The sequence below is a fragment of the Thauera terpenica 58Eu genome, assembly GCF_000443165.1.
Taxonomy (GTDB): Bacteria; Pseudomonadota; Gammaproteobacteria; order Burkholderiales; family Rhodocyclaceae; genus Thauera; species Thauera terpenica.
Genome location: NZ_ATJV01000060.1, coordinates 30,269 through 41,033, shown reverse-complemented (window position 1 = coordinate 41,033; position 10,765 = coordinate 30,269). Strand labels below are relative to the sequence as shown.

General features: G+C 58.2%; 8 protein-coding genes and 3 pseudogenes. 6 read left to right on the top strand and 5 right to left on the bottom strand.

Annotated features, from left to right (window positions below; translation table 11 throughout):
* Nucleotides 1-138 precede the first annotated feature (138 nt).
* Nucleotides 139-876, top strand: a pseudogene (locus M622_RS32280) (AAA domain-containing protein); the annotation flags it as partial.
* A 3-nt stretch (nt 877-879) separates the two neighbouring features.
* Nucleotides 880-2,340 (top strand): hypothetical protein, encoded by a 1,461-nt coding sequence (locus tag M622_RS32275; RefSeq protein WP_021249810.1) that lies wholly within the window; start codon nt 880-882, stop codon nt 2,338-2,340.
* A gap of 333 nt (nt 2,341-2,673) precedes the next feature.
* On the opposite strand, the gene M622_RS32270 is transcribed toward M622_RS32275, so the two are convergent.
* The 4 genes and pseudogenes from M622_RS32270 to M622_RS40585 form a co-directional block, all read right to left on the bottom strand.
* Entirely contained in the window at nt 2,674-4,623 is a 1,950-nt protein-coding gene (locus tag M622_RS32270) for an AAA family ATPase (RefSeq protein WP_021249809.1), read from the bottom strand.
* Nucleotides 4,624-5,215: 592 nt separating this feature from the next.
* Nucleotides 5,216-5,458: pseudogene (locus M622_RS40745) on the bottom strand (hypothetical protein); the annotation flags it as partial.
* Nucleotides 5,459-5,514: 56 nt separating this feature from the next.
* Nucleotides 5,515-5,742, bottom strand: a complete 228-nt coding sequence (locus M622_RS39715) for a CcdB family protein (protein ID WP_157282030.1) — start codon at nt 5,740-5,742, stop codon at nt 5,515-5,517.
* A 40-nt stretch (nt 5,743-5,782) separates the two neighbouring features.
* Nucleotides 5,783-6,028, bottom strand: a pseudogene (locus M622_RS40585) (type II toxin-antitoxin system CcdA family antitoxin).
* 163 nt (nt 6,029-6,191) lie between these two features.
* Between M622_RS40585 and M622_RS32260 the strand changes: the two are divergent.
* Nucleotides 6,192-6,431, top strand: coding sequence for a ribbon-helix-helix domain-containing protein (locus M622_RS32260; protein WP_021249805.1), 240 nt, complete (start codon nt 6,192-6,194; stop codon nt 6,429-6,431).
* Nucleotides 6,431-6,853 (top strand): putative toxin-antitoxin system toxin component, PIN family, encoded by a 423-nt coding sequence (locus M622_RS32255; RefSeq protein WP_021249804.1) that lies wholly within the window; start codon nt 6,431-6,433, stop codon nt 6,851-6,853. Before M622_RS32260 ends, M622_RS32255 begins: the two co-directional genes overlap by 1 nt.
* 123 nt (nt 6,854-6,976) lie before the next feature.
* Here the strand turns inward: M622_RS32255 and acnB are convergent, their stop codons facing one another.
* On the bottom strand, nt 6,977-9,574 hold the full coding sequence (gene acnB, locus M622_RS32250) for a bifunctional aconitate hydratase 2/2-methylisocitrate dehydratase (RefSeq protein ID WP_021249803.1): 2,598 nt from the start codon (nt 9,572-9,574) through the stop codon (nt 6,977-6,979).
* 289 nt (nt 9,575-9,863) lie between these two features.
* On the opposite strand from acnB, the gene M622_RS0120355 reads away from it, so the two are divergent.
* Both M622_RS0120355 and M622_RS32245 read left to right on the top strand, forming a co-directional pair.
* Nucleotides 9,864-10,253 (top strand): YchJ family protein, encoded by a 390-nt coding sequence (locus M622_RS0120355; protein WP_031347037.1) that lies wholly within the window; start codon nt 9,864-9,866, stop codon nt 10,251-10,253.
* A 117-nt stretch (nt 10,254-10,370) separates the two neighbouring features.
* Nucleotides 10,371-10,754 (top strand): DUF6394 family protein, encoded by a 384-nt coding sequence (locus M622_RS32245; RefSeq protein ID WP_021249801.1) that lies wholly within the window; start codon nt 10,371-10,373, stop codon nt 10,752-10,754.
* The last annotated feature ends 11 nt before the right edge of the window (nt 10,755-10,765 follow it).

Below are 10,765 nucleotides of genomic sequence, written 5' to 3'. Positions count from 1 at the left end.
TTACAAGTACTTCTCGTAAGTCATTGAAGGTCAACGATTATTTCGGTCGGCGTACTGAACGGGCAGAGTTGTGTATAACGAAATGGGCAAAGGCTCCGGGTTGGACGGGATTCGGACGTTTTCGACAGCGACTTCGAGCGGGCATTCGAGTCACCGTATGGCAAGGCGGTTGGAGCCACTCTCACGACCCAATACCGGATGGCTCCGGAAATATGTTCGCTCGTGTCCAAGTGCTTCTACGAGCCGCGGGGCAAAAGGCTGGCGCAGGGAAGAGGTGAGCCAAAGGGGTACTTCGGGCAATTGGCGGAACCATTCGACTCCGAAGTCGTATGGGTCGATACGAGTTGCGCCGGAAAGCAGAGCTACCATGAGAAAACGCCGGACAGGAGCTGCGCGAACCAATACGAGGCCCGAGCAGTAATCGACGTCCTGCGGCACGTCCTCCAGAACGAGCAATTTACGAATGACTTGGTCAGCGATCTCAAGCAGGGAGAGATTCCTATCGGGATCATCGCGATGTACCGAGCACAGGTGACCCGGATCAACAACGCCATCGCCCGTGCCGAATGGCTCGGACCCCTGCGGTCGTTGATCAAAGTGGACACCGTGGACGGCTACCAAGGTAAGGAGAATCGGATAGTCATATTGTCCCTAGTGCGGCACAACGCCAAATACGAGCAAGGTTTCCTGTCGAGTCCTAATCGTCTGAACGTGGCCATGTCGCGAGCGATGGACCGGCTCGTGATCATCGGTGCCATGAGGATGTGGAAAGACCGGAATACCGAGAGCCCGCTCGGTACCTTCGTCCGATCCTTCGAGGAGGCCCGGGGTGAGAAGCGGGTGTGCCACGTGACTGCCGAAAGCCTGAAGAATTAAGCCATGTTTACGCAAATTCCCCTGAATCTGATCACTTTCGCCCTGCCGGCTCGTCAATTCGTGATCCATTCGTCCGTAACGGTGAACGAAAGCCTCCCGAAGGTCATCGAATTCGCGCTCCGGCTGATCCGACTTTGCGAAGACATCGAAGCGGAGCAACTCGCGCAGTATTTCGGTTTCACTAGCAAGGAAACCAGGTTGCTGCTCGAATCACTGGTCGACCAGAGTCTCGTAGAGTTCGACGGCTCGTCCATCCGTCTGACGCCTTACGCAGAGTCCAAGTTTTACACGGATGACGACCTGCCTAGGTTTTCCGTCGTAAAGCCCCGAACGGATTCGGTCGACTTCGATCTAGTGACTTTCCATCCGTTAAATAATGTCAGGAGCAGGAAAACACCGGCCTACGCATGCGAATTGCCTATCGACCAAACACAAATCGGCGATAGCACACACTTGGCGGAGCAGGCGTACCAGACCCATTTCCAGCGGATTCTAAAGGCGAAGGAAAGGACCAACGATAAGATCGACATCTACAAGATATCGAAGGTCAAAAGCGACAAGCTGTTCGGAGTGCCGCTCGAGGTCGGCTTCTTCCTGAACGAGGAGCTCGAGGTCGAACGACAGATCGCGTACGACGACGAAGCGCCGCAAGAATACCGGTTGGGAGTGGAGGCGGCCGTTTCCGATGCGCTTCGCTTGACGCTGACTAGCCAACAGAAATCCCTGGAAGACTTCGTCGAAAGGTTCGACGACAAGCTCGTTGGCCAATTCCTCTCGAAAAGGGGGTTCGATTTCCAAGCGTACGTCCGCGCCGTGCATGTGCGTAAGGAGATTGGCTATCCGGAGCACACACAACCCCTGATCGGCAACATATACATGCCGAGCAATTCGGCGTCGATTATTTCAGCCGTCAAGGGCTCGCTGCCAGTCCAAGAAGGGCAGGTCACGAGCAATCTGCTGACCTCCGTCGCCTGGATGGCGCCGGACTACCGCTTCTGGGGCCGGTCAAAACTTTTCGACGATTTCTATTTTGCGCTTCAAAAGGCGCTTCCTCAATCTAAGAGAAAAAGGGCGCACTTCACGGAAGAAGTGAAGATACTCTACCCAGGTACTCGGCAGACAGTACGTAGACTACAAAGCATTTTTTGGGGCAAACAGGAGAAGTCTCTCTATTTCCATGAAGGCGACCTTGCCAATGGCCGGATAGAGATTCTTCTGGTGCCGTCGTGCTTCGCGTGCGTGCTTTTCCACTACGCGCCTGCCGGCAACACGGCGTCGTTGATTCCATTCGGTTTCATGACCACTGACCAGAAATTGATCAAGGAAGCCCAGGTAGCGATCGGCGAGGCTACCGACAACGGCCGTCACTATATCGGCAAAGCCAATTACGAAAACGACCATGGAGGATCGCCGCCCCTTCCGTACAAGGACGCTTTCGGCTTCTTGAACTACTGCTGCGTATAAGGTTCTGAAAATAAAAACGCGCTGAATTCTCCTACTGCAGCACGAAGTGGAGTGGGAGACCCAATCCACCTCTTTACTACATTCGGAGAACGAAACGAGTGGTGGTCCGTCCGGATTTTGTTTAATGTTGCCATTAGCTGCTGTTCTGCTGAATGGCCGCAGTTGGCCGTTATGAAAAGCTATCGATAACGGCCAGGAGTTGCAGTTCGGACAAAAGGAAGGCCTGCCGCTCTAGCGTCCGCTTCACCGTATAACTTGCCCCACGATCTACGCGAATAACTCGGCCTGACCTGCCATTGGCCTATAGGTCGGTAACGGGCGACAATACTTCGGTTACCCGCCGCTCAGCCTGACCGGGGGGGCAACCCAGTCCCTGATTTCGGTAATCCACGAGGGAACAACCATCTCGGGGGTGAGTCCGGTGACGTATTTTTCGGCAAAGATGAACTTGTTGTTCCCTTCGTCAAAGAATTTCTCAATCGCCTCACGTTCGCTTTCACGCAGGTCTAGGGCAAAGAAGGAAAGGTCTTCGGTAGCTTCTGGGTAACTGCCTAGGAACTCGAGGCGGGGATTGTCAGAAACGAACGTTCGCAGCGTTTCGTAGAATAGCTTTCCGTTGAGGACATCCTCGATTTCCGTCTTCGGAGATATCGGATTCGATTGGATATTCACGAGCGAGACCGACTTTGGTGATCTCGCAGTCACCATCCTCTTGCAATGGAGATTGTCAAAGTTTCTGACTTCGTACAGGACAAGTTCCGCATCGGTATCGGACAGGAGGAAGATCCGTCCTGTCACCTCGTCCTTGAATTCCTCGTAGGAAACTGCAAGGTGCTGGTAGAGACGCTTGATTTCCTTGGCGCCACCAACGGGGATGATACGTAGCCGATTCTCCTCTATGAGATTCTTGAGGTAAGCGGACAGATACACCTTTTCTGAACTGCCTTCGCAAATTAGCCAGTTGTAGGGTTCATCACCGATGGAGCTCGTGATAATGGACTGGACGAAATCGTTAATACTTTTGAGCCGCACGTCGTAAGGCAGCTTTCCTCTGCTCCCTCTCGTCATCTGCCTGACCTGCTCTCGCTGATTGGAGAGGTTGATGAGGTCGACAATGTGCTCTTCACCCGTCCTGGTGATGACAGCCGCGCTTCCAGATTCGATGGTCGGGAAGAAACCATACCAATGGGTGGCGAATAGTAATTGGCGGCAGGAGCGACTTATTTCATAGAGCGCGGCGAACTGGTCGAAGCACGCCGACATATGGAGCGATGATTCTGGTTCATCCACTGCGAGAATTAGATTGTCGCCGCTAGCACGATGGTTCTTTATGAGGCTATGGGCAACGTCAATGATTGCCTTCTGCTTCTCACCGGAACTCAGAGAATTAATTTCCAGCCATGCTTCCCCCTGCTTCCTATGTAGCATCCGGATATTGAAGAATGCTTGGACGATTAGGTTGTAGACATCCTGCTTCTTCAAGTTTTGCTGACGGTCAGTGCGCGTCCGGTAGGAATAGCTGACAAGCTCTTGCGACAGGGTATCCAGAAAACTGTTCAGTCTTACGTTGATGTCCCGAACCACTTCAGCCGAAACCAGCCCTTCGATGATCTGGTTCAGACTCTCACCCATGAGGGATTGAATCTCCTTCGTTTCCAGCTTGGTGAAGGAGTCGGAATCGATTTCCTTGGGAATGTAGATGTAGTCAGTTGATGCCTTGATCCTGTCCAGAAGGGGAGTGAACTCCTTCAGTTGAAACTCGGTCAGCGTCGTTGTTGCGGAATCGGTATCTTCACCAAGATGAAGCTCAACTAGCTTCCTGCAATTGAACAGGGAAAGGGAAACCTCGTGCAATCGGTCGATACCGATGGGGATGAGATACTGCTCATCCATCGAAAAGCAATCAATCAGTTTGGCACGGTGGGCAGTGAATTTTCTAATTTGCGTTTTCAGAACAGCAGAACTGACGTCGGCATCAGATATCTGCATTGCAAGCGAGTTGAGGGTTTCCGCCAAGGAAGCGAGATTGCCAGACAGATCATTCCTTCTGATGAGGAATACCGGAACCACGTGAGGATTGGTCTCAACAAGCCCGCTCCGTTTGGTGGCAATGTTCAGGTTGAGGGGTTTGTCGTTAAACAGGGCATCGATTGCCTCAAGTATAGAACTCTTCCCTATCCCGTTGTTTCCGACGAGACCGCAGAACCGGTCGTCACTGACGAGGGGGATGTAGTTATAACCGCGATAAGTTTTTATGTACCTGAGGAAGATTCCGACGATCATTTTCAGGGGGATTTCTTATGTCTTGAGGTAGTCGCAAATCATACATCATTACGGAGCATGATTGTCTGATCAGCAGTCATGGCAGAGCCTTCGACCTAGAGGTCGCTCCCCTTTTCGGAATATTGAACGGTAAATGTGATTGAGTGTGTGAGGTCGTCAGATTGGAAAGCGGCCTATCAGCGGGACTAGTTGCCGATGAGCCGCTTACCAGCACATTGCTGACCCACCAGATCTGCCAATCGAACGGCCGTTCAGGCCGAAAACCGGTCGCGCCGGCCGGCACGAATGCGCAGGTGCTGCCCCACCAGCGTCCGTTGTGGCCGAAGAGCGGGCAGCACCTACTGCACGGTCGAGCAACAGCTCTCTGATGAGCCGGATGCCGTTCGGGCTGCTCGATTTTTCGGGGCTGCTACGGCCGCCGATGGCCGTCATCAACCATTGCCTCTGTCTGCGGAGAACGACACCGAATTATACCTTTGGCATTTCACATAAACGCCCACCACACAAAACAAAAGACCCCAAGCCATCTCTGACCCGGGGGTCTTTCTCCGACGGCCTTCCGGCCGTCTCAGCCTTTCAGCCCTTTAGCGCTTCAAATTTCCACCGTATCTGCAAACGCGCGGAACTCTTCGATCTGGTCGAAGTGCATGTAGCGGTAGATGTCGGCGGCCTTCTTGTTCAGCACTTCCACCTGGTCCATGTACTCCTGCACCGTCGGGATCTTGCCCATCAGCGCGCACACCGCGGCCAGCTCGGCGGAACCCAGATAGACGCGGGTGTCGATGCCGAGACGGTTGGGGAAGTTACACGTCGAGGTCGATATCGCGGTGCTGCCCTACTGGATCTACGCCTAGCAACCGCGCAGAAGCGGAACTTCAGCCGCACTACGCTTCAGAACCCCTGAAACACCATGTCCAGCGCCGTCGTGATTTCAGCTCTGACGGCGTCGAGTCTCGCGACCGGCGCCATGAACTGGATGGCCATCACCCAGCCACCGTCTTCGATTTCGACGACGGAATTGAGCCCCCCGGCCGACAGTAGCTCACCATCGCGCGGCAGCAGCGGCACAACGACCCGAGTGTTCAAGTGGCTTGGCAGGTCGGCCGGGATGTCGAGCAAAAAGTCCCGTTCCCGCCGTTTCGGAAAACGTCGAAGCGCGCTATCGGTAGTGCCGGAACTGCGCGAGCGGCAGGCCGTGCCGCTCAACGTAGGCGTTGGAACTCTCGAGTGCCCCCCGGTTTTCGTCGAACCATTACGCCACACGACTCTCCGCCACTGCGGGCGCCAGCCCGGCCTCAGTCGCTTGCGAAATGTCGATGTGCAAGGTCTTCGCCTCGGCGATCAAGGCTTCGTCCAGCGTCACGTTGGTCGGTTTGCAGGCTGCGCCGCAAGCAGTCGTATGCATCATGACGGAGTCGCCTCATGAAGAATGTCGGCCCAATTATAGATGCGGCACCTCGTCCAGGCGGAACCCCTTTCCGGCTCACCACCAGCCCAGAGAAATCCACTGGCTGTGACAGCCCATTTTGTGTATAAACACATAAACACAGATAGTGCAGGAGCGAAACATGGCAACCACCCGCTGGAACCTCGCGGTATCGACCGAAACCGACCAGTCACTGCGCATGTTCCTGGCCAGTCAGGGCGGCGGACGCAAGGGCGATCTATCGCGCTTTGTCGAAGAAGCAGTGCGATCCCACATCCTCGAGCTGAGCGCAGAGGAGGCGAAGACAGCGAACGCCGATGTCAGCGAGACAGAACTCGCAGCGATGGTGGACGAAGCGCTTGACTGGGCCAGGTCCCAGTAATGAGGGTCGTGCTCGACACGAACATCCTTTTCAGTGCGTTGATCTCACCCCACGGGGCACCGGATACCATCTACCGCGCATGGCGGATGGCCCGCTTCGAAGTCGTGACTTCGCTTGCGCAGCTGGACGAGATTCGTCGGGCCAGCCGCTACCCGAAGCTGCAGGCCGTGCTGCAACCAACAAAGGTCGGCGTGATGATCAACAACCTGCAGCGCGCACTCGTTCTCGACCAATTGTCGCGCAGTTTCGAGGCCGACGATCCTGACGACGCCTTTCTGTTGGCGATGGCCGATGCTGGCCGGGCCGACTATCTTGTGACGGGTGACCGGCGGGCTGGCCTGCTGGAGCGTGGACACTCAGGGCGTACCCGAATCCTGACGCCCACCCTGTTTTGCGCTGAGGTCCTCAAGGGTCGCGGTTGACATCGTCCGTCCCGAAAACGTCGCACGAGCACCCCACAAAACAAAAGACCCCAAGCCATCTCTGACCCGGGGTCTTTCTCCGACGGCCTTCCGACCGCCTCAGTCTTTCAGCCCTTTAGCGCTTCAGATTTCCACCGTATCCGCAACGGCGCGGAACTCTTCGATCTGGTCGAAGTTCATGTAGCGATAGATGTCGGCGGCTTTCTTGTTCACCACTTCCACCTGCTCCATGTACTCCTCCACGGTCGGGATCTTGCCCATCAGCGCGCACACCGCGGCCAGCTCGGCCGAGCCCAGATAGACGCGGGTGTCGATGCCGAGACGGTTGGGGAAGTTACGCGTCGAGGTCGACATGGCGGTGCTGCCCTTGCGGATCTGCGCCTGGTTACCCATGCACAGCGAGCAGCCCGGCATCTCCATGCGGGCGCCGGACTTGCCCAGCACGCCGTAGTAGCCTTCCTCGTTGAGGACCATGGCGTCCATCTTGGTCGGCGGGGCGATCCACAGACGGGTGGGGATGTCGGTCTTGCCGTCGAGCACCTTGCCGGCGGCGCGGAAGTGGCCGATGTTGGTCATGCACGAGCCGATGAAGACTTCGTCGATCTTGTCGCCGGCGACTTCGGACAGCATCTTGACGTCGTCCGGGTCGTTCGGGCAGGCGACGATCGGCTCCTTGATGTCGCTCATGTCGATCTCGATCACGGCGGCGTACTCGGCATCGGCGTCACCGGCCAGCAGTTCGCCGTTGGCGATCCACTCCTGCATGGCCTTGATGCGGCGGCCCAGGGTGCGCTTGTCTTCATAGCCGTTGGCGATCATCCACTTCATCAAGGTGATGTTCGAGTTCATGTACTCGACGATCGGTTCCTTGTTGAGGTGCACCGTGCACCCGGCGGCGGAGCGCTCGGCGGAGGCGTCGGAGAGCTCGAAAGCCTGTTCGACCTTCAGGTCGGGCAAGCCTTCGATCTCTAGGATGCGACCGGAGAAGATGTTCTGCTTGCCCTTCTTGGCGACGGTCAGCAAACCTTGCTTGATGGCATAGAGCGGGATGGCGTTGACCATGTCACGCAGGGTGACGCCGGGCTGCATCGTGCCCTTGAAGCGCACCAGCACCGATTCCGGCATGTCGAGCGGCATCACGCCGGTGGCGGCGGCAAACGCGACCAGGCCGGAGCCGGCCGGGAAGGAAATGCCGATCGGGAAGCGGGTGTGGCTGTCGCCACCGGTGCCGACGGTGTCGGGCAGCAGCAGGCGGTTGAGCCAGGAGTGGATGACGCCGTCACCCGGACGCAGCGAGACGCCGCCGCGGGTGCTGATGAAGCTCGGCAGCTCCTGGTGCATCTTGACGTCGATCAGCTTCGGATAGGCCGCGGTGTGACAGAAGGACTGCATCACCAGGTCGGCGGAGAAGCCGAGGCAGGCGAGGTCTTTCAGTTCGTCGCGGGTCATCGGGCCGGTGGTGTCCTGCGAGCCGACGGTGGTCATCTTCGGTTCGCAGTAGGTGCCCGGGCGCACGCCCTGGCCTTCCGGCAGACCACAGGCGCGGCCAACCATCTTCTGTGCGAGCGAGAAACCCTTGCCGGTTTCGGCCGGGTCCTGCGGCAGGCGGAACAGGGTGGAGGGCGGCAGGCCCAGCGCCTCACGCGCCTTGGTGGTCAGGCCACGGCCGATGATGAGCGGGATACGGCCACCGGCGCGCACTTCGTCGAGGATGACCAGGGTCTTGAGCTGCGATTCGGCGATCACGGCACCGTTTTTCAGGGCGGTGACCTTGCCGCTGTCACGGTCGACCTTGAGCTCGATCTCGTCGCCCATGTCCATCTGCCCGGCGTCGATCTCGATCGGCAGCGCGCCCGCGTCTTCCATGGTGTTGAAGAAGATCGGTGCAATCTTGGAGCCCAGGCACACGCCGCCGAAACGCTTGTTCGGCACGAAGGGGATGTCTTCGCCGGTGAACCACAGCACCGAGTTGGTGGCGGACTTGCGCGAGGAGCCGGTGCCGACCACGTCACCGACGTAGGCCACCAGGTTGCCCTTGGCACGCAGGTCTTCGATGAACTTGATCGGACCACGCACGCCGGCTTCTTCGGGCGTGATGCCCTCACGCGGGTTCTTCAGCATGGCCAGCGCGTGCAGCGGGATGTCCGGGCGCGACCAAGCGTCCGGTGCCGGCGACAAGTCGTCGGTGTTGGTTTCGCCGGTGACCTTGAACACGGTCAGCTTTTGCGATTCCGGCACTTCGGGGCGGCTGGTGAACCACTCGGCGTCGGCCCACGACTGCATCACGGCCTTGGCGTTGGCGTTGCCAGCGGCGGCCAGGTCCTTGACGTCGTGGAAGTAGTCGAACATCAGCAGGGTGTTCTTCAGGCCTTCGGCGGCGACGGTGCCGACTTCGGCATCGCCCAGCAGGTCGATCATGGGCTTGATGTTGAAGCCGCCCAGCATGGTGCCGAGCAGCTCGACCGCTTTAGCGCGCGATACCAGCGCACAGTTTTGCTCGCCCTTGGCCACACTGGCAAGGAAGTCGGCCTTCACCTTGGCGGCGTCATCCACGCCAGCAGGCACGCGATGGGTCAGGAGTTCGACGAGGAAGGCTTCCTCGCCAGCGGGGGGATCCTGCAGAAGGGCAACCAGTTCGGTAACCTGCTGCTTGCTCAGCGGCAGCGGCGGGATACCGAGGGCGGCACGTTCGGCGACATGGGCACGGTAGGCTTCAAGCACGGCGACTTCCTCACTTTTCGTGGCGGTGATCAAGACTCGCACGAGCGCGCCCGTGCGAAACCATAAGATTATATGTCTTTTATAAGACTAGGTGCACTGCAACACACAGTTGCAACGTCCTGAGCGAGTCGAGAATTCTACTCCTGCCCACGCCCCCCTGCGTGGCGGGAATTGAAGCGTTCTGCATCATTGGGCGCCAGCCTCAAAGCCGTGCGAAAGGCAGGCTCAAGCGCGCATTTTGATCACGCGTGCATCTCCACCGCTGCCGGGTAGAACGTAAACTGCGGACATGAAACCAACCGACTCCTGCCCTTGTGGCTCGGCTGAAAGCTTTGGTCAGTGCTGCGCACCGCTGCTCTCTGGCCAGCAGCCTGCACCCACCGCCGCTGTGCTGATGCGTTCGCGCTACACCGCGTTCGTGCGCCGCGACGCCGCTTACCTGCTTGCAAGCTGGCACGCCAGCACGCGCCCTGCCACGCTGGTGCTGGACGACACGCCGGCGCCGAAGTGGATCGGGCTGCAGATCCGCGTGCAGGAGGCACTCGATGCCGACCACGCCACGGTGGAGTTTGTCGCCCGCTATCGGGTCGGCGGGCGCGCCCAGCGCCTGCACGAGACCAGCCGCTTCGTGCGCGAGAACGGCTTGTGGTTCTACGTGGACGGCGACATTCACGACTGAGCCATCGCGCCTGCCCGAGCGCACGGGGCGCAACACGCTACCGTGGCATGCAGGCATAATTCGAGGCTCAAGAACGCCGCGAAACGAGGCCGGGACACGGCCTGCAGAAGGAAAAAAATGAACCTCGAAAAAGTTATTTTCGGCTTCTTCATCTTGCTCGCGGCAACGCTGAACTTCGGTTTTTTCGTCGGCGAGATCGACAACCCGGCGCATCACGACATCTATGAGCTGTTCGCCGCCCTCGTCGTCAGCCTGATCGCCACCGTACTCAAGTTCGGCGACCGCACGCAGATCGGCGCGGTCCACCTTTCCACCAGCCTGGTCGCCGACCTGCAGCTGATCGCCGCAGCAATGATGTGGGGTTACGCCGCCCACATTTCGGGCGCAGGCCTGACCCCGGAAGCCACTGCCAGCGTGGTGTCGCTGTCGGGCGGCGCCCTGCTCGCCAACCTGGTCTCGGTCACCATCCTGATCGCCGAAACCATCATGCAGCGGCGTTAGCCCCCCGTAAT

Bases quoted from the DNA above. Each gene is read 5' to 3' on its own strand.
- M622_RS0120355 (WP_031347037.1), top strand. From the start codon at position 9,864: ATGAAACCAACCGACTCCTGCCCTTGTGGCTCGGCTGAAAGCTTTGGT.
- M622_RS32275 (WP_021249810.1), top strand. From the start codon at position 880: ATGTTTACGCAAATTCCCCTGAATCTGATCACTTTCGCCCTGCCGGCT.
- M622_RS32260 (WP_021249805.1), top strand. From the start codon at position 6,192: ATGGCAACCACCCGCTGGAACCTCGCGGTATCGACCGAAACCGACCAG.
- M622_RS32245 (WP_021249801.1), top strand. From the start codon at position 10,371: ATGAACCTCGAAAAAGTTATTTTCGGCTTCTTCATCTTGCTCGCGGCA.
- M622_RS32255 (WP_021249804.1), top strand. From the start codon at position 6,431: ATGAGGGTCGTGCTCGACACGAACATCCTTTTCAGTGCGTTGATCTCA.
- M622_RS32270 (WP_021249809.1), bottom strand. From the start codon at position 4,623: ATGATCGTCGGAATCTTCCTCAGGTACATAAAAACTTATCGCGGTTAT.